The 22,440-nt window shown below is 55.0% G+C and carries 16 protein-coding genes and 1 riboswitch; of the genes, 3 read left to right on the forward strand and 13 right to left on the reverse strand.

Annotated elements, in window-relative coordinates; translation table 11 throughout:
• Positions 1-2 precede the first annotated feature (2 nt).
• Positions 3-2,375, reverse strand: coding sequence for an LPS assembly protein LptD (lptD, locus tag AC1MDE_RS12155; RefSeq protein WP_058959354.1), 2,373 nt, complete (start codon positions 2,373-2,375; stop codon positions 3-5).
• 181 nt (positions 2,376-2,556) lie between these two features.
• Between lptD and djlA the strand changes: the two genes are divergently transcribed.
• The gene (gene djlA, locus AC1MDE_RS12160; protein WP_058959353.1) at positions 2,557-3,369 is read left to right on the forward strand and encodes a co-chaperone DjlA; all 813 of its coding nucleotides are present in this window, start codon (positions 2,557-2,559) and stop codon (positions 3,367-3,369) included.
• 67 nt (positions 3,370-3,436) lie between these two features.
• On the opposite strand, the gene rluA is transcribed toward djlA, so the two are convergent.
• The 3 genes from rluA to polB all read right to left on the reverse strand — a co-directional run bounded on the left by rluA (position 3,437) and on the right by polB (position 9,536).
• On the reverse strand, positions 3,437-4,096 hold the full coding sequence (rluA, locus tag AC1MDE_RS12165) for a bifunctional tRNA pseudouridine(32) synthase/23S rRNA pseudouridine(746) synthase RluA (protein WP_058959352.1): 660 nt from the start codon (positions 4,094-4,096) through the stop codon (positions 3,437-3,439).
• 20 nt (positions 4,097-4,116) lie between these two features.
• Complete coding sequence (rapA, locus tag AC1MDE_RS12170) at positions 4,117-7,023, reverse strand: RNA polymerase-associated protein RapA (RefSeq protein ID WP_058959351.1); 2,907 nt, start codon at positions 7,021-7,023, stop codon at positions 4,117-4,119.
• Positions 7,024-7,175: 152 nt separating this feature from the next.
• Positions 7,176-9,536, reverse strand: coding sequence for a DNA polymerase II (gene polB, locus AC1MDE_RS12175; RefSeq protein ID WP_480344577.1), 2,361 nt, complete (start codon positions 9,534-9,536; stop codon positions 7,176-7,178).
• Positions 9,537-9,702: 166 nt separating this feature from the next.
• On the opposite strand from polB, the gene AC1MDE_RS12180 reads away from it, so the two are divergent.
• Positions 9,703-10,467 carry a DedA family protein gene (locus tag AC1MDE_RS12180; protein ID WP_058959349.1) on the forward strand — a complete coding sequence of 255 codons (765 nt, stop codon included), beginning with the start codon at positions 9,703-9,705 and terminating at the stop codon, positions 10,465-10,467.
• Here AC1MDE_RS12180 and thiQ read toward each other — a convergent pair.
• The 4 genes from thiQ to sgrR all read right to left on the reverse strand — a co-directional run bounded on the left by thiQ (position 10,464) and on the right by sgrR (position 15,560).
• Complete coding sequence (thiQ, locus tag AC1MDE_RS12185) at positions 10,464-11,165, reverse strand: thiamine ABC transporter ATP-binding protein ThiQ (RefSeq protein WP_058959348.1); 702 nt, start codon at positions 11,163-11,165, stop codon at positions 10,464-10,466. The two genes, AC1MDE_RS12180 and thiQ, sit on opposite strands and share 4 nt — an antisense overlap.
• Positions 11,149-12,735 (reverse strand): thiamine/thiamine pyrophosphate ABC transporter permease ThiP, encoded by a 1,587-nt coding sequence (gene thiP, locus AC1MDE_RS12190; RefSeq protein WP_479398014.1) that lies wholly within the window; start codon positions 12,733-12,735, stop codon positions 11,149-11,151. Before thiP ends, thiQ begins: the two co-directional genes overlap by 17 nt.
• Positions 12,735-13,721, reverse strand: coding sequence for a thiamine ABC transporter substrate binding subunit (thiB, locus tag AC1MDE_RS12195; protein WP_058960913.1), 987 nt, complete (start codon positions 13,719-13,721; stop codon positions 12,735-12,737). Before thiB ends, thiP begins: the two co-directional genes overlap by 1 nt.
• 47 nt (positions 13,722-13,768) lie before the next feature.
• Positions 13,769-13,863: riboswitch (TPP riboswitch) on the reverse strand.
• Between the two features lie 35 nt (positions 13,864-13,898).
• Positions 13,899-15,560 (reverse strand): HTH-type transcriptional regulator SgrR, encoded by a 1,662-nt coding sequence (gene sgrR / locus AC1MDE_RS12200; RefSeq protein WP_058960912.1) that lies wholly within the window; start codon positions 15,558-15,560, stop codon positions 13,899-13,901.
• A 253-nt stretch (positions 15,561-15,813) separates the two neighbouring features.
• Here sgrR and AC1MDE_RS12205 point away from each other — a divergent pair, with 253 nt between their 5' ends.
• Positions 15,814-16,995, forward strand: coding sequence for an MFS transporter (locus AC1MDE_RS12205; protein WP_479414743.1), 1,182 nt, complete (start codon positions 15,814-15,816; stop codon positions 16,993-16,995).
• A gap of 83 nt (positions 16,996-17,078) precedes the next feature.
• Here the strand turns inward: AC1MDE_RS12205 and leuD are convergent, their stop codons facing one another.
• The 5 genes from leuD to leuL form a co-directional block, all read right to left on the reverse strand.
• Positions 17,079-17,684, reverse strand: a complete 606-nt coding sequence (gene leuD, locus AC1MDE_RS12210; protein WP_038649091.1) for a 3-isopropylmalate dehydratase small subunit — start codon at positions 17,682-17,684, stop codon at positions 17,079-17,081.
• Positions 17,685-17,687: 3 nt separating this feature from the next.
• Entirely contained in the window at positions 17,688-19,094 is a 1,407-nt protein-coding gene (gene leuC, locus AC1MDE_RS12215; protein WP_058960909.1) for a 3-isopropylmalate dehydratase large subunit, read from the reverse strand.
• A 4-nt stretch (positions 19,095-19,098) separates the two neighbouring features.
• The gene (leuB, locus tag AC1MDE_RS12220; RefSeq protein ID WP_058960908.1) at positions 19,099-20,190 is read right to left on the reverse strand and encodes a 3-isopropylmalate dehydrogenase; all 1,092 of its coding nucleotides are present in this window, start codon (positions 20,188-20,190) and stop codon (positions 19,099-19,101) included.
• Positions 20,191-20,192: 2 nt separating this feature from the next.
• Positions 20,193-21,755, reverse strand: coding sequence for a 2-isopropylmalate synthase (gene leuA / locus AC1MDE_RS12225; RefSeq protein ID WP_034826001.1), 1,563 nt, complete (start codon positions 21,753-21,755; stop codon positions 20,193-20,195).
• A gap of 98 nt (positions 21,756-21,853) precedes the next feature.
• The gene (gene leuL / locus AC1MDE_RS12230) at positions 21,854-21,937 is read right to left on the reverse strand and encodes a leu operon leader peptide (RefSeq protein ID WP_101749442.1); all 84 of its coding nucleotides are present in this window, start codon (positions 21,935-21,937) and stop codon (positions 21,854-21,856) included.
• Positions 21,938-22,440 lie beyond the last annotated feature (503 nt).

The following is a 22,440-nucleotide window of genomic DNA, read 5'->3' on the forward strand; positions in this document are numbered from 1 at the left end:
CATCAGAAAGCGCGCTGGTAAGGGATGATGCCCTGACGCAGCATTTCATTGGTGCCTAAGCCATAGTTAGAACTCAGACCACGTAGCTCAATGTTGAATGAGATTTGGTTGTCGTACTTACTGTCGTTGTTTTCCCAACCGTTGATCTTGCGCTCGTAACCCAGACGAATGGCGTAGCAGCACGAGCTGTACTGCAGGCCTACCAGTTGTTCAGCCGGACGACTGTTGCGGGTATCGTAGTAATAACCACCGACCAGTGACCAGGCATCAGCAATTGGCCAGCTCGCGGTTGCGCCAACTTGTGAAATCCCGTTTTTGTAGATCGGGTTCGTCAGCAAGCTGGAGTTGTTTAACGCCTGCGCCACGTATTCCGGGCTGCTATAGCGATAGCTCAACTGCACCATACGATCGGCATCCTGACGATATTCCAGGATGGCGTTGCCTTGTGCAACGTTATCGAGACGGGTGTCATACTGAAGCCCGCCGCGTGCGCCCCAGCGATCGCTGATTTTCCAGTAGGTGTCACCCGCCCACACCAGGCTGCCGGTATCATCTTCATCACTCGTCTGGTTTACGCCGGTACGAGACGGGGTAAACGAGTAGATTTGACCCACAGAAACGTTAAAACGTTCAACCAGATCGTTATCATAAATTCGCGTGGTCACACCGGTTGAAACTTCGTTAGCCGAAGCGATGCGATCCAGACCACTGTAAGTACGATCGCGGAACAGACCGGTATAGTCGGTTTGCAGCAGGGTGGAGTCGTACGGATAGATGCTGCTCTGGTTACGATACGGGATATAGAGGTACTGCACACGCGGTTCCAGCGTTTGCGTGTAGCCTGGTTCCCAATCCATATCGCGGTCAAACACCAGGCGACCATCCACTTTGAACTGCGGCAAGGTACGATTAACGGAGTTTTTCAGCAGGCCGCTAGCACTATTTTCATCCACAGTGCTGTTGTAATTGTCGATACCATCCTGCTGATAGTGGGTAGCGAGGAATTTTGCTTCGGTATCGAGACTGGCCCAGCCATTGGATAGTGGCAAATTCAACGTCGGTTCGATATGAAGGCGCGTGGCTTCAGGCATTTCACTGTTTACGTTGGTAAATTTAACCGCCTGAGCAAAAATACGACCGTCAAAGGGACCAATGTCATTCTGATAGAAATTCAGGTCAAGCTGAGGCATCGCGCGATAAATATTTCGTGTGCTGGTACTGCCAAACACCTGGAAATCTTTGGTCGACAGCGTGGCGTCCCAGTTTGTGTCCGCGTAGCCAAAGCTGAATTTCTGCGTCGCATAACCGTCAGTAGAGTTGTAATACTTCGAGTCGAGATCGTTGAAGTAATACGGGTCACTTACCTTGGTGTAATTGGCATTGAAGCGCCAGTGCTGCTCATAGACACCAGCATGCTGCCAGTAGAACAGCCAGCGATCTGAGTTATCATTTTCGGCGATGCCACGCACCGCTTTGTCGTTGTCGTACTGCTTATCGGACGGCAGATAATCCAGTTCCATCAAACCGGCACCAAACACGGTCAGATAGCGGAATTCGTTCTGCAATTGCAGACCACGTTTGCTCATGTAATGCGGCGTAATCGTGGCATCGGCCTGTGGCGCGATGTTCCAGTAATACGGCAGCATAAATTCGAAGCCGTTGTTACTACCGTACTTCGCATTCGGGATCAGGAAACCGGAGCGACGGCGATCGCCAATCGGTAACTGCAAATATGGGCTGTAAAACACCGGCACATTGCCGAGTTTAAAGCGGGCGTTCCAAATCTCCGCCACTTCTTCCTGACGGTCCTGGATCACTTCAGAACCGACCACGCTCCAGCTATTAGAGCCGGGCAGGCAAGAGGTGAAGCTGCCGTTTTCCAGAATGGTATAACGGTTGTCGCCACGTAGTTTCATCTGGTCGGCAACACCACGGCCCTGACGGCCCACCATCTGGTAATCACCGTTCCACACGTTGGTGTCTTTGGTGTTCAGATTGGACCACGCTTTCGGACCTTTCAGGATGACCTGGTTGTCGTCATAGTGCACATTACCCAGCGCATCCACGGTACGCACTGGCGTGGTCTGTCCATCCTGCTGACGCTGATGCAGTTGCATCTCATCGGCACGTAAGCGGCTGTTGCCCTGCTGCACATCAACATTGCCCGTGAATACCGCGTCATTCGGGTAGTTACCCTTGGCCGAGTCAGAGTTGATGGTGACAGGCAGGGAATTGGTGTCGCCGCTGACCAGCGGACGGTTGTAGCTCGGCACGCCCAGCATACATTGCGACATAAGATCGTCGGCGAATGACTGCTGACTGTAGAGCGCTGCACCAATCATGGTTGCCAGCAGGGTAGGTATCTGTTTTTTCATACGCGGTTCGGGATTTCCATGAGAACGGGCATCATGCCGACAATCGGCTCAGAGACTAACTTACTGCCCGGCGTTGTGCCAGTGTTAATCCTTGTCTGATCGCGTTGCTGTTAGGCACTGAAGTAAATGAAAGGTATGATAATGCAATTTTCAGCCGCAAGCATGGCGAATTGAGGAGTTTATGCGCTACTGGGGAAAAGTTATTGGTCTGGCTCTCGGCTTACTTTCCGGAGCAGGCTTCTGGGGCATTGTACTGGGTCTGATCATTGGTCATATGTTTGACAAAGTGCGCAGCGTAAAAGGACAGGGCTATTTCGCCAATAATCAGGCGCGACAGACGCTGTTTTTCAGTACCACTTTTCAGGTGATGGGTCATTTGACCAAGTCAAAAGGGCGCGTCACCGAGGCAGATATCCAGATTGCTTCCTTATTTATGGATCGTATGCAACTGCATGGCGATGCCCGCATGGCTGCGCAGCGTGCTTTCCGCGAAGGCAAGCAAAGTGACTATCCGCTGCGGAATAAATTGCGTGAACTGCGCAGCGCCTGTTTTGGTCGTTTTGATCTGATTCGGATGTTTCTGGAAATTCAGATTCAGGCGGCATTTGCTGACGGTTCGCTGCATCCCAATGAACGCCAGGTGCTGTATGTAATCGCGGAAGAGCTGGGCATTTCGCGGGCACAGTTCGATCAGTTCCTTCGCATGATGGAAGGTGGGCAACAATTTGGTGGCGGTGGCTCCTCTTATGGCGGTGCTTATCAACAGGCGAAACGCGGACCGACGCTGGATGACGCCTGTAGTGTGCTGGGGGTAAAAAGCAGCGATGACAGCACCACGATTAAACGAGCCTACCGCAAGCTGATGAGTGAGCACCATCCGGACAAACTGGTGGCGAAAGGGTTACCGCCAGAAATGATGGAGATGGCGAAGCAGAAAGCGCAGGAGATTCAGGCGGCTTACGATTTGATTCGTAAGGAGAAAGGATTTAAATAGCCTGGAACGTTAAGATTGAATTTGAAAGGGCCGTCATGACTGACGGCCCTTTTTTATGACCTGCAGATTAAAAATCTGCTGGCTGCTTAAACGTCATGCTGTTGCCAAACGCCGGATGGGTAATGGTTAATGACTCCGCGTGCAGTTGCAGACGCGGCGCCATGCTCAGTGCTTCTTCATGGGCATAAAAGCGGTCGCCCAAAATCGGGTGACCCAGCGCCAGTAGATGCACGCGCAACTGGTGCGAGCGCCCGGTAATTGGTTTGAGCCGCACGCGGGCACTGTTGCTCGCTTCGTATTCCAGCACCTGATATTCGGTCTGCGCGGCTTTACCGTTCTCGAAGCACACCATTTGCTTAGGGCGATTAGGCCAGTCGCAAATCAGCGGCAGATCGATCAATCCCTCTTCCGCCGCAGGATGGCCCCACACGCGTGCCACATAATACTTAGATGGCTCACGTTCGCGGAACTGCCGCTTGAGCTCTCTTTCCGCAACCTTATTCAGCGCCACCACGATCACGCCGCTGGTGGCCATATCCAGCCGATGCACCGATTCCGCCTGGGGGAAATCACGTTGAATGCGCGTCATCACGCTATCTTTGTGCTCCTCCAGCCGACCCGGCACCGACAACAAGCCACTTGGCTTGTTGACCACCATAATGTGCTCGTCCTGATACAGAATATGTAGCCAGGGTTCGAGCGGCGGATTGTAGGCTTCCATCAACATGTCGTAGTGGCCTTCAGCAATTATTGGTGCGTGACAACGATCAGACGCAGTGCGTCCAGACGCCAGCCCGCATCACCGAGGCTCGCCAGCACCTGCTCGCGATTACTTTCCAGCGCTTCAACCTCATCATCACGGATGTTGGGGTTGACCGCTCGCAGCGCTTCAAGACGTGATAGCTCGGCACTCAGCTTCTCATCCGCCTCGACTTTCGCCGCTGCGATGATCGCCTGTGCTTCCGGAATCACCACTTTTTCGGCCTGGGTCAGAATCTCGTGCACTTCCTGCTGCACGGCGTTAACCAGTTTGCTACCGGTATGACGATTCACGGCGTTTAACTGGCGGTTAAAGCTTTCAAACTCCACTTTGCCTGCCAGGTTGTTGCCCGCACGATCCATCAGCAGACGCACCGGCGTTGGCGGCAGGAAGCGGGTGAGTTGCAGGCTTTTCGGAGCCTGCGCTTCAACCACGTACACCATCTCAACCAGCAGCGTCCCAACCGGCAGCGCTTTGTTCTTCAGCAGTGACAATGCACAGCTGCCGGTATCGCCGGACAGGATCAAATCGAGACCATTACGGATCAGCGGATGTTCCCAGGTGATGAACTGGGTGTCTTCACGCGACAGCGCCTGGTTACGGTTGAAGGTCACGGTGCAGCCATCTTCCGGTAAACCTGGGAAATCCGGCACCAGCATATGATCGGATGGCGTCAGCACAATCAGGCTGTCACTGCGGTCTTCCTGGTTGATGCCGACGATATCGAACAGGTTAAGCGCGAAGTTAACCAAATCGGTGTCATTATCCTGTTCGCCGATAGCATTCGCCAGCGCCTGCGCTGCTTCGCCGCCGTTGGAGTTCAGCTCCAGTAAGCGGTCACGACCCTGCTCCAGCTGCGCTTTCAGCGTGTCGTGCTGTTTACGACTCTCTGCAATAAATTCATCCAGCCCCTGTGGATTCTCAGGTGCGGCGAGGTATTCGATTAACTTGCTGTATTCGCTGTCATAAATGGTGCGACCGGTTGGGCAGGTATGCTCAAACGCATCCAGACCTTCATGATACCAGCGCAGCAGTACCGCCTGAGCGGTTTTTTCCAGCCAAGGCACCAGAATCTGGATATCGTGCATCTGGCCGATACGGTCGAGACGACCAATACGCTGTTCCAGCAGATCCGGGTTAAACGGCAGGTCGAACATCACCAGACGGCTGGCGAACTGGAAATTACGGCCTTCAGAACCGATCTCCGAGCACAGCAGTACCTGTGCGCCTTCTTCTTCTGAGGCGAAGAACGCCGCAGCGCGGTCGCGTTCCAGAATGGATAATCCTTCGTGGAACACTGCAGCACGAATACCTTCGCGCTCGCGCAGCACCTGCTCCAGTTGCAGCGCAGTGGCAGCCTGAGCGCAAATCACCAGCACTTTCTCTTTACGGTTGCTGGTCAGGTAGCCCATCAGCCACTCAACGCGTGGGTCGAAGTTCCACCAGGTACCGCTATCACCTTCAAATTCCTGATAAATCTTTTCCGGATACAGCATGTCACGCGCGCGTTCTTCTGCGCTCTTGCGCGTGCCCATAATGCCGGAAACTTTAATCGCGGTTTGATACTGCGCAGGCAGTGGCAAACGAATCTGGTGCAGTTCGCGTTTCGGGAAGCCCTTCACGCCGTTACGGGTGTTACGGAACAGCACGCGGCTGGTGCCGTGGCGGTCCATCAACATCGAGACCAGCTCTTTGCGTGCGTCTTCTTTGCCTTCACGATCGCTGTTCGCCACCTGCAGCAGCGGCTCGATGTCCTGTTCACCGATCAGGTCATTGATCAGGTTCATCTCTTCTTTGGTGATAGCCTGATCGGCAAGCAGCGAACTCACCGCATCGGCCACCGGGCGATAATTCTGCTGCTCAGCCACGAACTGGCTGAAGTCGTGGAAGCGATTTGGATCGAGCAGACGTAAACGGGCAAAGTGACTTTCCAGACCCAGCTGTTCCGGCGTGGCCGTCAGCAGCAATACGCCTGGCGTTTTTTCCGCCAGCTGTTCAATCACCTGGTATTCTCGGCTCGGCGCCTCTTCGCTCCAGGCCAGATGGTGAGCTTCATCGACCACCAGTAAATCCCAGTCGGCATCAGCCAGTAATTCCAAACGCTGCTTATTGCGACGCACGAAGTCTAGCGAGCAGATAATTAATTGCTCGGTTTCAAAAGCGTTATCGCTGTCGTGCTGGGCTTCGGTGTAGCGGTCGTCATCAAACAGGGCAAAGCGCAGGTTGAAGCGGCGCAACATCTCAACCAGCCACTGGTGCTGCAGCGTTTCCGGCACCACGATCAGTACGCGATCGGCACGACCGGCCAGCAGCTGTTGCTGAATAATCATCCCGGCTTCAATGGTTTTACCCAGGCCCACTTCATCCGCCAGCAACACGCGTGGCGCATGGCGACGGCCAACATCATGGGCGATATGCAGCTGATGCGGAATCAGGTTGGTGCGCATACCGCGCAGGCCGCTGATCGGCAGGCGATACTGCTCACTCTGGTATTTACGCGCACGGAAGCGCAGGGCAAAACGGTCCATACGGTCGAGCTGACCGGCGAACAGACGATCCTGAGGTTTGCTGAACACCAGCTTGCTGTCCAGCATCACTTCGCGCATCACCACGCCACTTTCTTCGGTGTCGAGACGCGTGCCGATGTAAGTCATTAATTCGTTATCGTTGCGGACTTCATCGACGCTCATCTGCCAACCTTCGTGGTTGGTGATAGTGTCGCCCGGATTGAAAATCACACGGGTGACGGGAGCATCATTACGGGCATACAGGCGGTTTTCGCCGGTTGCCGGAAACATCATGGTGATCATGCGGGTATCAATCGCCACCACCGTTCCTAATCCCAGTTCACTTTCCGTATCACTAATCCAGCGCTGACCCAGTGTAAAAACCATATATTTTTAGCTCGACTCTCTGACATGCCATAAAGAAGTTCACCTGCACTCAGGCAATACAACACCGCCAAACAAGAGTTTGGTCAGGGTGTCTATGCGGTGAGAAACAGGAAGGGCGCTATGGTACTGGATGGCAGGGCATTCGTCACCTGTCAAAAAAGCCCCAGCTGCCCGGTAATAAGTGTAGCAAAGTCATCGCCGACGAAAGGTAAAATGCCATCTGCCACCGGTTGTAACTGTTTGGTGACATAGTGATCATAGTCGAGCGGCGTGGTGCGTGCTTCCAGCGGTTCCGGGCCAGCGGTCGCCATCACATAGCGAATGGACCCGCCATTTTGATGCTGTAATGGACGCTGTAATTTCCGATTTTGCTCATCGGCGAGGCGAGCAGCGCGTACATGGGGTGGCACGTTTTTTTCATAATCTTTTAACGGGCGGCGCAGGCGCTTTTTGTAGACCAGTAATTCATCCAGTTCGCCCGCCAGCAGCTGCGCCACGGTCTCTCGGATGTAATCCTGCCATGGCTCACCACGAAAAATTCGGCCATACAGATTTTGCTGGAACTGCTGCGCCAGCGGTGTCCAGTCGGTGCGCACTGACTCCAGCCCTTTAAACACCAGCCGCTCTGTTCCGTCGCTGCGAATCATGCCGGCGTAGCGCTTTTTACTGCCTTGTTCAGCACCGCGAATGGTGGGCATCAGGAAGCGACTGAAATGGGTTTCGTACTCTAATTCAAGTGCGCTCTCCAGCCCGTAAGTCTGCTGCAGATGTTGCTGCCACCACGCATTGACCTGTTTAGCCAGACGATGACCAATGGCGGCGGCCTCCGCCTCGCTGTGCGCGCCTTTGAGCCAGACAAAGGTGGAGTCGGTGTCGCCATAAATCACATCAAACCCTTCGGCTTCAATCAGCTCGCGTGTTTGCTGCATGATGGCGTGGCCACGCAGGGTAATAGAAGACGCAAGGCGTGGATCAAAGAAGCGACAAGCGCTGGTGCCAAGCACGCCGTAAAAGGCATTCATGATGATTTTCAGCGCCTGTGACAAAGGCTGATTGCCGTTGCGTTTAGCCGCTTCACGCCCTTGCCAAATCTGCTCCACAATCGCTGGCAGGCAATGGGTTTGGCGTGAGAAGCGCGCATGGCGAAACCCGGGCACGGTATCGGCATCGTCTGGATGCGCCAGCCCCTCCACCAAACCGACAGGATCGATCAGAAAGGTGCGAATAATGGAGGGATAAAGGCTTTTGTAATCCAGCACCAGCACCGAATCATACAGGCCGGGCCGTGAGTCCATCACATAACCGCCGGGGCTGGCTTCGGGTGCCACTTCACCAAGGTTAGGCGCCACGAATCCTGCGCGATGCATACGCGGAATATAAAGATGACCAAACGCCGCCACCGAACCGCCGTGACGATCGACCGCCAGGCCATTTACCGTGGCGCGTTCCAGCAGAAACGGCATGATGGCAGTGTGATGGAAAATGCGCGTCACCAGTTCGCAATCTTTCAGGTTGTACTTCGCGAGCGCGGGTTTGTCATGGGCAAAACGCCAGTTGATCTCCTCCATGCGCTGCCACGGGTTGTCGATGTCTTTTCCTTCGCCGAGGAGCTGGCGTGACACCGCCTCAAGACTGAAAGAGGGAAAGTCCCAGAACGCGGATTTCAGCGCTTCAATACCATCAATCACCAACCGTCCTGTTGCTTGTGCGAAGAAGACGCCAGGCTTAAAGCCGTGCTCGCGCCACTCCAGCGCCTGATTTTGGCGTCCTAAGCGCAGCGGAATGCCATAACGATCGGCGTGTTTTTGCAGGACGCGCAGATCGAACTGCACTACGCTCCAGCCGATGATCACGTCAGGATCGTGACGGGCGAACCAGGCATTGAGCTGATCCAGCAACTGCGGGCGGCTATCCACATAGATGAGATCGAAATCGAGCGTGCTGGCATCGCCATTGGGTGGACCCAGCATATACACCTGGCGCTGACCGCAGCCCTCCAGCCCGATGCAATACAGTTCACCGTGTTCCGTGGTTTCGATATCCAGCGAAACCCATCTTAGCTGCGGGCGGTAATCTGGATGCGGTTTCAGGCGAGCATTGACCACGCTATCGCCGTGTACCTCGCCGCTGAACCACACCGGCGCAGTGATAAAACGCTCCATCAAATAGCGCTCTGGCGGGCGGATATCGGCTTCATACAGCGCGATGCCATTTTCGCGCAGGCGCTTTTCCAGGTTTTGCAGCTGGCGATGGCTGCGGCAATAAAGGCCAAAAACCGGACGACGGCGAAAATCTTTCAGTTCGAGCGATTGCACACGAATATGCCGCTCGTCACGGATCAACGCTTCGGTTTGCTGGCGGAACTCTTCTGGAATGAAAGCCACGGACTCTTGTGCCGGTAGCACCAGCCGCTGCGGTCCCTGATCAGTCGCCAGCCACAGCACCACTTCGCTGCCGGTTGGGGTATCTCGCCAGTGGCGGGTAAGCAAAAAACCTGCGCGTGGTTCGGTCACGTGAACTCCGGGAAATGAATTGCCTGAAGTATATCATGGATGTTTATACAGTGCCTGTGTGTGGCGACATTGTCAGTACTCTGTCAACATCGTCCTACAATTCTTGCCTTGACGGGTTGGCGCTGGCTCCGGACAATCCAGCCTCTATATTCCGCAGAGGATAGTTATGGAAGCCTGGATTCAACATCTGTTTTCGCAATCGCTGGAGTACGCGCTGATGGCCGTGGCGCTGGTGACCTTCCTTGAGTCACTGGCGTTCGTGGGATTGCTGTTGCCAGGAACCGTATTAATGGCCAGCCTTGGGGCGCTGGTGGGCAGCGGACAGATTGGCCTTTATCCTGCCTGGGCGGCAGGTTTCGCCGGTTGCCTTATTGGTGATTGGGTCTCGTATGGCATCGGCTGGAAGTTTCAGGGGCCATTACACCGCTGGAAATATCTGAAAAAGTATCAGGGCCTGCTGGATAAAACTGAGCACGCGCTGCATGAACACAGCATGTTTACCATTCTGGTGGGGCGCTTCGTCGGCCCGACGCGTCCGTTGATTCCACTGGCGGCGGGTATGCTGGAACTGCCGGTGCGCAAGTTCCTGCCGCCCAACCTGATTGGCTGTATTCTCTGGCCGCCGGCTTATCTGATGCCGGGCATTCTGGCGGGAGTGGCGATTGATGTGCCACAGGCCGCGCAAGGCGGTAATTTTAAGTGGCTGCTGTTGCTGGTGGCGTTGCTGGTGTGGATGGGATTCTGGCTGATGTGGCGCTGGTGGCGCAGTGGTAAAACCACTGACTGGGCGACGAAATATCTGCCGCAGGCGCGTTTGCGCTGGCTGGCACCGCTGGCGGCGGCTATCGGCGTGGCGGCATTTATCGCCATTCAGTATCACCCGATGATGCCTATCTTCCGCCAGCTATTGTGGAAGGTGTTCTTCGCTTAAGGCTTTTTCACGCCAAGGATGGTAGCCGCTTCACTCTCTCCACTGATCAAGCTCGCCGTGCTGCCATCCCAGTAAATCCGCCCATCGACCACCACCAGACTGCGCGGCGCAATTTGCTGGGCGTCTTCCAGGCTGTGCGACACCATCAGCAGCGTGATATTGCGGCTTTCACACACCGTACGCACCAGTTGCAGCATCTCACCGCGAAGCGCCGGATCGAGCGCAGAGAAGGGCTCATCGAGCAGCAGGATCGGCCGATCGCGCAACAGGCAGCGCGCTAAGGCCACGCGCTGACGTTGACCGCCGGAAAGCTCGACGGGCAAGCGGTTCAGCATCTCCGCTAACCCGGTCTGCTCAGCGATGGTGGCCAGCTGTTGCTGCTGTTCCCGCGTCAGTTTCAAGCCTGGATGCAAGCCTAATCCCATATTTTGCTGCACCGTCAGGTGTGGGAAGAGGTTGTTTTCCTGAAACAGCATCGACACCGGCCGCGCCGACGGCACGCTGCGCGTATGATCGACGCCATTCATTATCAGGGTTCCCTGGCTCACTGGCAAAAAACCGCCGATCAGACTGAGCAAGGTGCTTTTGCCTGCGCCGCTGGGACCAAGGATTGCCAGACGTTCACCCGCCTGGGCTTCAAAACGGAAGCGCATTGGCAGATGCTGGTAAAGGTAAGTGAGATTATTCAGTGTCAGCATGACGACCCGGCAGTTTTTCCATCAGGGTAAAGAGTAACAGGCACAGCGATAACAGCAGCAGTGCGGTTACGGCACCGTCTGCGCCGCGATAGGCACCAATTTGCTGGAACAGATAGAACGGTAGCGTGCGGAAATCGGCGCTGCCAAACAGGGCCACCACGCCGAAATCACCAATCGACAGCACGCAGGCAAACGCCAGCGCTTGTGCAATGGGCCGCTTCAGCGCGCGCAGTTCAATCAGTTTCAGGCGATTAATACCAGCAATGCCCAGTGATGCGCAGAGCGGGGTGTAGCGAGCGCTGATATCGCGCATCGGGTTCTCCAGTACCTTCATCGCATAGGGGATGGCAATCAGCGCATTGGTGAAAATCACTAAGCCATCGGCGCGCTGCGGCAGGCCGATGGTGGCGTTGAACAGCAGGAAAAAGCCGCTGGCCAGCACGATGCCGGGCATCGCCAGGATCAGCATACCGCTTAGCTCCATTGCCTGTGCCGCAACTTTGCGCTGACGCTGACGCAGCTCGCGACTGCTCCATAGCAACATGATGGTCAGCACCACGCACAGCAATCCGGCGCCGATGGCGATGCGCAGTGAGGTGAAGGTCGCTTGCCATAACGCGGGCTGTTGCAGGGCACCTGCAACACCACCGCGCAAGCCATCAACGATCACCGCAGCGAGCGGCGGCAGCAACAGCAGTAGCGCACAGACAATCAGTAGCGTGTCGCCGATCCGGGCATGCCAGCAATCCTGCGGGTCACGCCAGCCACGAATATTTTGGCTGCCGGTAGGGATGGCTTTACTGAAACGTTGGCTGAGCAGCACCAGCAGCAAACAGCATCCGAGTTGTAACAGTGCCAGTAGCGCCGCACGACTGGGATCGTAATCAAAACTCAGCGCCTGATAAATCGCTAGCTCTAACGTGGTGGCGCGCGGTCCACCGCCCAATGCCAGTACCGTGGCAAAGCTGGCGAAGCACAGCATAAAAATTAGGGCTGCGGTGGGCAGGATCTGACGTCGCAACCATGGCCACTCGACCAAACGAAACAGATTCCAGCCGCGCAGGCCAAGCTGGGCGGCTAACTGGCGCTGCTCGCCAGGAATGCTTTCCAATGCCTGCAACAGCATGCGGGTGGCAAGCGGCAGATTGAAGAACACATGTGCCAGTAAAATGCCCTGCAAGCCATAGGGCGAGAAGGTGTAATCAATGCCAGGCAGGCTGCAGAGGTGCGCCAGCCAGCCGCTGCGACCGTAAACACTGAGCAAACCAAATACGGCCACTAAAACCGGCAATACCAGCGTCATGGCACACAGGCGCAGCAGCAGATTACGTCCCGGAAAGCGGCGACGATACAACGCGCGTGCCAGCAGAATCGACGGCAGCACCGAGAGCAGGGCAGATAAAAGCGCCTGCTCAAACGAGAAGGCCAGGACGTGGTGCAGATAACTGTCTGACAGCAGAGCGCGCCAGTCAGTGACCGGCGCCGCCATCACTAAGGCGCCAAACGCCAGCAGTGCCACTGCGCACAATAGCAGCGCAACGGCACTTCCAGGAATTAACCAGGCTGGCATTAACGGCTAACGGCTTGTTGCCAGGTGCGAATCCAGTCCGCGCGATGATCGGCCACTTCGGCTGAGCTGTATTGCAGCGCATTCGCCGGCACGGTCAGTGACTGATAACCGGTAGGCAGATCGCTTTTGATCACCGGATACATCCAGTTGCCAGTCGGAATGGTCTGCTGGAAAGCTGGCGACACCATAAATTGCATAAACTGCTGCGCCAGTTTGGGCTGTTTGCTGCTAGCGAGCTGTGCAGCGACTTCCACTTGCAGATAATGGCCTTCGCTAAACGGCGCAGCGGCGTAGTTATCTTTCTTCTCTTCGATGATGTGATATGCCGGAGAGGTGGTGTAACTCAGCACCAGATCGCCTTCGCCTTTCAGGAACAGGCCATAGGCTTCGCTCCAGCCCTTAGTGACGGTGACCGTTTTCTGTGCCAGCTTCTGCCAGGCGTCAGGTGCTTTATCGCCATACACTTTTTGCATCCACAGCAGCAGGCCTAATCCCGGTGTGCTGGTGCGTGGATCTTCATAGATCACACGCCACTTTTCCGGGCTTTCAACCAGTTCTTTCAGGCTTTTCGGTGGGTTCTTCAGCTTGTTTTTATCGTAGACGAAGGCGAAGTAGCCGTAATCGAACGGAACGAAGGTGTCGTTATGCCAGCTATCAGGCAGTTGCAATTTACTGGTGTCGACGGTGCTTTTTGCGAACAGGCCGGTTTTTTCGGCGGCTTGCACGAGGTTGTTATCGAGGCCCAGCACCACATCGGCTTTGCTGTTTTTGCCTTCCATCCGCACGCGGTTGAGCAGCGACACGCCATCTTCCAGCGCCACATAGTTCAGTTCGCAGCCGCACTCGGCTTCAAAGGCTTTTTTAACGGCAGGGCCGGGGCCCCAATCTGCAGAGAACGAGTCGTAGGTGTAAACGGTAAGAACAGGCTTGGCAGCCAACGCCGGGGCAGAGATCAACAGCAACACGGGCAAGACTTTGTTTAACACTTTGCGCTCCTTGAGGAGAAGATAAAGTTGAGTCGCAAAGGATCTGAGTTATCGCTCATCTCAAATCCCTACGCCGGTATGAGCCGGATCAGGTTCGACGGGTTTCTCTCAGCCCAATACCAGGGCACCCCGTTGAGAACGGCTTATTTTAGACACTTCTGTGACAGCGCGAAAGTGTCACAGCTCCGGTGGTGCAAACCAGGCCGATTTAAAGTCAAACCAGCCGAGCGTGTTGAGCCGCACACCGCGCATACTGCGCTGGCCTTCCAGCAGTAACCAGTGATGGAAGAGCGGATGAACAAAGTCGCTGTTCACCAACTGTTTGCTCCACTCGGCCAGAGGCAAGGCTTTCTGTCGCCACTGTTGTGCATCTGCGTGCCAGTCAATCGGAACGCAGTGATGCATGAGCGGCAATTCGTAGAGCTGCGCAAACAGTGCGTAGTCGAGCGGCAGAGTGAAGTTGACGCTGCCGAGCCAGATGTCACTCTCTCCTTCACCTTCGAACCACTCTTCGTAGCTCAGCTCGCGCGTGATCAGCTCAACGCCCTGTTCAGCCAGCAGCGGGCGCAGGGCGTTAGCAATGCCTTCATGCTCGACATGATGGCTGTACCAGCTGATGGTCAGTTGCGTGAGTCCATCGGGCTTTTCGGCTGGGGTGAGATCGCGGCGATGATGCCAGCGCGGTAAGAAACCGTATGCAGGGAACCAGTAGCGCTGATAGCCCACACCCGCATGGTTGAGCAGGGCAATCGGGTTAAGCAGATAGCTCACCCAGCGTCGAAAATGGGCATCCTTACCACGCTCTGAGCGCTGGTCGAACAGCAGGAAATAGCAGCCTTCTTCCAGACGGCTCTCTTCGGATTTCTCATCGGCGGTTTCCCCCTGCAGCTTCACGCCGGCATACACCAGCTCGTCGCTGATTTCCGGCAGCACCCAAATCGACACGTCATCAATCAGAGCGCGATAGCCAAAATAGTCATCAAAGGCGGCGATTTTCAGCTGCGTCTGCTGGTTGCGTACCACGCTGTACGGACCAGTGCCGATGGGTTGACGGGCGAAATGGCGCAACGTCGGCCATTCGCGCGGCAGGATCATCGCGCTGACGCTGGCCAATAGCCACGGCAGCCAGCTATCGGGCTGTGACAGATGAATATCCAGCGTCCAGGGCGCGGGAGAGTGCAGTTTGTCGATATGCGAGAACAGCGGCTGACTGCGTACACGTTCCAGTGAAGCGATGATGTCTTCCATCTCCAGTTCGCGGCCGTGGTGGAAGCGAATCGCGGGTCGTAAAAAGAAACGCCAATGGAGTGGGGAGGTTTGTTGCCAGTGATGGGCGATATCCGCTTCGATTTCCCCCTTTTCCTCATTTATTCGCGTCAGGCCGTTAAAGATTTGTCGCGCCAGATGGGTTTCCGAACGACGCAGCGGCGAGCCCGGCAGCAGATTGGGCAGCGGACGGTAATAGAGCACGCGCAGGATGTGCTTGCCCTGGCGGAAACTGCGCCCGAGATGCGCCGCAATCATCTGCCGCACCTGATTCTTATCGCCCACCAGTTGCACCAACTGTTCAATGCGATCCTGCTCCAGTAGATCCTCGGCGCGCTGCTGCTGCAGTGCTAAGCCGGTGTAATTGAAGCTCAGGGTCGAACGCTTACCGCGCCCGGCTTCTGCCTGCCAAATCAGCCAGCCCGCATCCTGCATGGCATTCAGCAGGTTACGCATGTGGCGGCGCGAGCAGTGCAGTCGTTCAGCCAGATCGCTTAAGGTGGTTTCCTGATCCAGCCCCTGGCAGCTTTGCCACAGACGGATGAACTGCTGTTGCAGTCGCGCAGAGGACATAAAAGGGGAACTCCTTCTCAGAATCGCTCAGTTTTTCCTGCCCCATATTAGAGGCATACTGCCAGGCAATGGAAGAGCGGGAGGCATTCAGCAATGAATGGCGCTCTGCCAGCGGTTCCGCCGACGTGGAGCCTTTTCTGAGTAGGGTGCATTTCACCGCCAGCAGCGTTTTCTCTGCTGGCTTTTTTCGTTTTGCTGTGAAATCTTCTACCCTCTTTGTCTTAGCCTCATTTCTCCGCAAAGGGATTTCTGCATGAAATCGCTGTTAACGCGCCAGCGTCGTATTAATCCGGTTTATCTCTCTTTTATGGCGGTGTCGTTTATGACCGGTGTTGCCGGTGCGTTGCAGGCACCCACACTGAGTTTGTTTTTGACGCGCGAAGTGCAGGTGCGACCGTTTTGGGTCGGGCTATTTTTTACCATCAACGCGATTGCCGGGATTGTGATTAGCCTGCTGATGGCGAAACGTTCGGACAATCGCGGCGATCGTCGCAATCTGATCCTGTTTTGTTGCCTTATGGCGGTACTGAATGCGCTGCTGTTTGCCTTTAATCGTCATTATCTGACGTTGATCAGTGTGGGCGTGTTGCTGTCAGCGCTGGCCAGCGTGGCGATACCGCAGATCTTTGCGCTGGCACGCGAGTATGCCGATCAGTCGGCGCGTGAAGTGGTGATGTTCAGCTCGGTGATGCGTGCGCAGCTGTCGCTGGCATGGGTGATTGGCCCGCCGCTGTCGTTCGCCTTAGCGCTTAACTATGGCTTCGTCACACTGTTCTGCGTGGCGGCGGCGATTTTCCTGCTCAGCATGCTGCTGATTTGGCGCACTCTGCCGTCGGTGCCGCGCGTGGCCGCGACGCCAGAGCAGGTACTGACCCAACTGAGCCCGTGGAAAGATAGCCAGGTGCGAATGCTGTTTATCGCCTCGGTGGTGATGTGGGCGTGCAACACCATGTATATCATCGACATGCCGCTGTATATCAGCTTCACATTGGGGTTGCCGGAAAAACTGGCGGGCTTATTAATGGGAACGGCGGCAGGACTGGAGATTCCTATCATGCTGCTGGCTGGGCACTACGCGAAGCGCTTCGGTAAACGTAAATTGGTGCTGTTAGCGCTGGTGGCAGCGATTCTGTTCTATCTTGGGCTGGTGTTGTTCCAGTCACGCACGGCGTTAATGGTGCTGCAGCTGTTTAACGCGGCGTTTATTGGCATCGTCGCAGGGATTGGCATGCTGTGGTTCCAGGATTTGATGCCGGGACGAGCAGGCGCGGCGACCACGATGTTTACCACCTCGATATCGACCGGTTTGATTATTGCAGGATTGATACAGGGCACGCTGAGCGAGCGCTTTGGCCATGAGTCGGTGTATTGGCTGGCATTAGCGATGGCACTTGTGGCGTTGGGGCTGGCGTCGCGCGTGCGTGATGCCCAATAAATATAAAGTCGCCCGCAAAGGCGACTTTATAAACATCCAGTGCGTCTCTATTCGGTGCGCATTCAAACGCACCGAATAAGGCATTAACGCAGGAACGCTGGCTGAGTGGTCTCGTAGTTGGAGATGGACGCTTCGTGTTGCAGTGTCAAACCAATGCTGTCGAGACCGTTAATCATGCAGTGACGGCGGAAGCTGTCGATTTCAAAGCTGTAAGACTTATCACCCGCCGTGACGGTCTGGGCTTCCAGATCCACGGTAAAGGTCACGCCTGGCTGCGCGGCCACCAGTTTGAACATCTCATCCACTTCTTCATCGCTCAACTTCACTGGCAGCAGCTGGTTGTTAAAGCTGTTGCCATAGAAAATATCCGCGAAGCTTGGCGCAATCACCACGTGAAAACCGAAATCGGTCAGTGCCCATGGGGCGTGCTCACGTGATGAGCCGCAGCCAAAGTTTTCACGCGCCAGCAAGATGCTGGTGCCTTTAAATTCCGGCTTGTTCAGCACGAAACCTGGGGTTGGCACGGTGCCCGCATCATCTTCGAAGCGCCAGTCGTGGAACAGGTGCGCGCCAAAACCGGTGCGCGTCACTTTCTGCAGGAACTGTTTTGGAATGATGGCATCGGTATCGACGTTCGCCGCATCCAGTGGCGCCACAATTCCGGTGTGTTGGGTAAATTTGTTCGCCATGGCTTAAGCTCCCTGAGTCAATTCACGAATGTCGGCAAAACGACCGGTTACTGCCGCCGCTGCAGCCATCGCCGGGCTCACTAAGTGAGTGCGACCGCCACGGCCCTGACGACCTTCAAAGTTACGGTTACTGGTGGAGGCACAACGCTCGCCTGGGTTCAGACGGTCATTGTTCATCGCCAGACACATGGAGCAACCCGGCAGACGCCATTCAAAACCCGCTTCCAGGAAGATTTTGTCCAGACCTTCGGCTTCGGCTTGTGCCTTCACTGGGCCTGAGCCAGGGACGACCATGGCAACAACGCCTGGTGCGACTTTGCGGCCTTTAGCGATGGCTGCCGCCGCGCGCAAATCTTCAATACGTGAGTTGGTGCAGGAGCCGATAAAGACTTTGTCGATAGCGACTTCAGTCAGTTTAATACCCGGCTGCAAATCCATGTAAGCCAACGCTTTCTCGGCAGAAGCACGCTCAACCGGATCGGCAAAGGACTGAGGATTTGGGATCGCCTGATCCACCGCCATCACCTGGCCTGGGTTGGTGCCCCAGGTCACCTGCGGCGCGATATCGGCCGCGTTCAGGGTGACAATGGTGTCGAATTTGGCATCGCTGTCGGACTTCATCGTACGCCAGTAAGCGACGGCTTCATCCCACTGCTCGCCCTTCGGTGCGAACTGCTTGTCTTTCAGGTAAGCGAAAGTGGTTTCATCCGGCGCGACCAGGCCCGCTTTGGCACCCATCTCAATCGCCATGTTGCACAACGTCATGCGGCCTTCCATGCTCAACGCTTCAATCGCCGGGCCACAGAATTCCACCACGTGACCAGTACCGCCGGCGCTGCCGGTTTTACCAATAATCGCCAACACGATATCTTTCGCCGTAATGCCCGGCGCCGCTTCGCCCAGCACTTCAATCTTCATGGTTTTGGCACGGCCCTGTTTCAGGGTCTGCGTGGCAAACACATGCTCAACTTCGGAGGTACCGATACCGAATGCCAGCGAACCGAATGCGCCGTGGGTCGCGGTGTGGGAATCGCCGCAGACGATGGTCATGCCTGGCAGCGTCATCCCTTGTTCAGGCCCGATCACGTGCACGATACCCTGGAACGGGTGATTCAGGTCATACAGCTGAATGCCGAACTCAGCACAGTTCTTGATCAGCTCTTGCATCTGAATACGCGCCATCTCACCCGACGCGTTAATGTCTTTGGTCTGGGTAGAAACGTTGTGGTCCATGGTGGCGAACGTCTTCGACGGCTGGCGCACTTTGCGGCCGTGAGCGCGCAGGCCATCGAAGGCCTGCGGTGACGTCACTTCATGGATCAGATGGCGATCGATGTACAGTAACGGGGTTTCGTTTGGTGCTTCGTGGACGACATGTGCATCAAATAACTTCTGGTATAAGCTTTTCATTTTATTATTTTTCCTCAGCGATGAAACCGGCAATGATGCTGCCCATTTCATCTGTGCTCACAGCTGGGCCGTTACCGGCTAAATCGCGGGTACGATGGCCCGCTTCCAGCGCACGGCTGACCGCACGCTCGATACTGTCTGCAGCTTCAGCGGCATTCAGGCTGAAGCGCAACAGCAGAGACAACGAAAGAATCTGAGCAATTGGGTTGGCAATGTTCTGACCGGCGATATCGGGTGCGGAACCGCCTGCAGGCTCATACAGACCGAAACCTTCTTCGTTCATGCTGGCAGAAGGCAGCATGCCCATTGAACCGGTGATCATCGCGCATTCGTCTGACAGGATGTCACCGAACAGGTTAGAACAGAGCAGCACGTCAAACTGTGATGGATCTTTAATCAACTGCATGGTGGCGTTATCGATGTACATGTGGCTCAACTGCACATCCGGGTAATCTTTTGCCACTTCATTAACGATTTCACGCCACATCACTGAAGTCTGCAGCACGTTGGCTTTATCCACTGACGTCACTTTGTTACGACGCTTGCGTGCGGCTTCAAAGGCGTTACGTGCGATACGCTCGATCTCGAAACGGTGATACACCTCGGTATCAAATGCACGCTCATGTGGACCGCTACCTTCGCGCCCTTTCGGCTGACCAAAGTAGATGCCGCCGGTTAATTCACGCACGCACAGGATGTCGAAACCGCGTGCGGCGATGTCGCTGCGCAGTGGGCAAAACGCTTCCAGGCCTTTATATAAGGAAGCGGGGCGCAGGTTGCTGAACAACTTGAAGTGCTTACGCAGTGGCAACAGTGCACCACGCTCAGGCTGGCCCGCTGGCGGCAGGTGTTCCCATTTTGGACCACCGACAGAGCCGAACAGAATCGCATTCGCTTGCTCTGCACCGGCAACGGTGGCAGGCGGCAGCGGTTCACCGTGACGATCGATGGCGATACCGCCAACATCATATTCGCTGGTGGTGATACGCATGTCGAAGCGCGCGCGAATTGCGTCGAGAACCTTGATAGCCTGCGCCATCACTTCCGGGCCGATTCCGTCGCCTGGCATTACCGCAATATGATAAGACTGAGTCATAGTTACACCGTTTCCTTCTGATCTTTAAATTTACGCTGCAATTCTTTTTCTACCTGTTTGGCGCGCCAGATGTTGTTCAGGGCGTTCACCATCGCTTTAGCAGAAGATTCGACGATATCAGTCGCCAGGCCAACGCCATGGAATTTACGACCGTTGTAGTTCACCACGATATCAACCTGGCCCAGCGCGTTCTCGCCGTGGCCTTTCGCGGTCAACTTGTAGTTCACCAATTCTGCTTCAAAGCCGGTGATGCGGTTGATGGCCTGATATACGGCGTCCACCGGGCCGTTACCGGTCGCGGCATCGGCTTTGGTCTCTTCGCCACAGCCCAACTGCACCGACGCGGTGGCAGTAACGCTGGAACCGGTCTGTACATTAAATTCGTTCAGCTGGAAATATTCTGGCTCTTCGTTCTGTTTGTTGATGAACGCCAGCGCTTCCAAATCGTAATCAAATACCTGGCCTTTCTTGTCGGCCAGCTTCAGGAAGGCATCGTACAGAGCATCGACGTTGTAGTCGGAATCTTTGTAGCCCATCTCTTCCATGCGATGTTTCACCGCAGCACGGCCTGAACGTGAAGTCAGGTTCAACTGAATTTTGTGTAAGCCGATCGATTCTGGCGTCAGGATTTCGTAGTTTTCGCGGTTCTTCAACACGCCATCCTGGTGAATACCAGAGGAGTGAGCAAACGCACCCGTACCCACAATCGCTTTGTTGGCTGGAATCGGCATGTTGCAGATTTGGCTGATCAACTGGCTGGTGCGGTAGATTTCCTGATGATGGATATTGGTGTGCAGGTTCATGATCTGCTGACGGGTTTTAATCGCCATAATCACTTCTTCCAGCGCACAGTTACCGGCACGTTCGCCCAGGCCATTGATGGTGCCTTCAACCTGACGCGCACCGGCTAACACCGCTGCTACGGCATTGCCGGTTGCCATGCCCAAATCATCATGGGTGTGAACAGACAAGATAGCTTTATCGATGTTCGGTACGCGTTCGCGCAACTGGCTGAAGATGTTGGCGTACTCGTGCGGCAAGGTGTAACCAACCGTATCCGGGATGTTGATGGTGGTGGCGCCGGCGTTGATCGCGGCTTCCACTACGCGGCACAGATCGTCGATAGGCGTACGGCCACCGTCTTCGCAAGAAAACTCAACGTCATCGGTATAGTTGCGGGCACGTTTAATAGAGGCTACTGCGCGGTCAATCACATCTGGCAAGGTACTGCGCAATTTGGTGGCGATATGCATTGGCGAAGTGGCGAGGAAAGTATGAATGCGGAATGCTTCAGCCACACGCAAAGCCTCGTAGGCGGCATCAATATCCTTATCCACGCAGCGAGCCAGAGCGGCAACGCGGCTGTTTTTCACCGAGCGCGCGATGGTCTGCACCGATTCGAAATCGCCTGGCGAAGAGATAGGGAAACCGACTTCCATTACATCCACGCCCATACGCTCCAGCGCCAGGGCGATCTGCAGTTTTTCTTTAACACTCAGGCTGGCCTGTAATGCCTGCTCGCCGTCGCGCAGAGTGGTATCGAAAATAATAACTTGCTGGCTCATGGTCATCTTCCTTTTGCTTTAACTCAACTTCGCCGGTGTAACGAGCATAAAAAAACCCGCGCATCGGCGCGGGTTCTTTAAACTTCTTCAGGTTCGAATCAGTGATTGATTCCACCCACAAGTCTACCGCGCAAACTGAATGCGTTTAGTAGTAGACCGAGTAGGCGGAAAGAATGGAACATGAATCAAACCTCGTAAATTTTGTGCTGCACATATTGATACTGGGATTGCTGTGGGAAGTCAACCCTAAGTGAAAGGGTATTTCTTTTGTCGGTTAAGGGCGATCTGCTGCGAATATCCCGCTACACAGAGCTTTGGCATTAATTAGCTGCATGCATAATGGCTTAAACAGCCTAAAAAATTTTTTATAAAAACGAATTAATTTTAAGTTATTGAATTTAATATGTTTAATAGGGGTTTTGGTACAATCATAAAAACAAGATTTGGCGGGTTGCTTAGCACAATGTCATGCAAGAAGCGGATTTTGAAGTTAATCACGCCAGAAAGTAATATTCAGGAAAAATTGTGGGCTAACCGGCCAGGCAATATGAAAATCATATTTCTTAGAACACGCTGCAAATAATCATGAAACCAGCATTTTCATCTGTGGTTGTGGGATGGCATTAGTTTAATCCTCGCGAGCGATTATCACGTGTCAGTGCCTTTTGTGCCGAAATAAGCCTGT

It is taken from the genome of Pantoea folii, from assembly GCF_056678875.1.

Coding starts and splice junctions, on each gene's coding strand:
- thiP (WP_479398014.1), bottom strand. CDS start 12,735: ATGCCAGCCTGGTTAATTCCTGGAAGTGCCGTTGCGCTGCTATTGTGC.
- sgrR (WP_058960912.1), bottom strand. CDS start 15,560: ATGTCCTCTGCGCGACTGCAACAGCAGTTCATCCGTCTGTGGCAAAGC.
- leuB (WP_058960908.1), bottom strand. CDS start 20,190: ATGACTCAGTCTTATCATATTGCGGTAATGCCAGGCGACGGAATCGGC.
- djlA (WP_058959353.1), top strand. CDS start 2,557: ATGCGCTACTGGGGAAAAGTTATTGGTCTGGCTCTCGGCTTACTTTCC.
- leuD (WP_038649091.1), bottom strand. CDS start 17,684: ATGGCGAACAAATTTACCCAACACACCGGAATTGTGGCGCCACTGGAT.
- rluA (WP_058959352.1), bottom strand. CDS start 4,096: ATGTTGATGGAAGCCTACAATCCGCCGCTCGAACCCTGGCTACATATT.
- lptD (WP_058959354.1), bottom strand. CDS start 2,375: ATGAAAAAACAGATACCTACCCTGCTGGCAACCATGATTGGTGCAGCG.
- thiQ (WP_058959348.1), bottom strand. CDS start 11,165: ATGCTGACACTGAATAATCTCACTTACCTTTACCAGCATCTGCCAATG.
- leuA (WP_034826001.1), bottom strand. CDS start 21,755: ATGAGCCAGCAAGTTATTATTTTCGATACCACTCTGCGCGACGGCGAG.
- AC1MDE_RS12205 (WP_479414743.1), top strand. CDS start 15,814: ATGAAATCGCTGTTAACGCGCCAGCGTCGTATTAATCCGGTTTATCTC.
- leuL (WP_101749442.1), bottom strand. CDS start 21,937: ATGTTCCATTCTTTCCGCCTACTCGGTCTACTACTAAACGCATTCAGT.
- leuC (WP_058960909.1), bottom strand. CDS start 19,094: ATGAAAAGCTTATACCAGAAGTTATTTGATGCACATGTCGTCCACGAA.
- rapA (WP_058959351.1), bottom strand. CDS start 7,023: ATGGTTTTTACACTGGGTCAGCGCTGGATTAGTGATACGGAAAGTGAA.
- AC1MDE_RS12180 (WP_058959349.1), top strand. CDS start 9,703: ATGGAAGCCTGGATTCAACATCTGTTTTCGCAATCGCTGGAGTACGCG.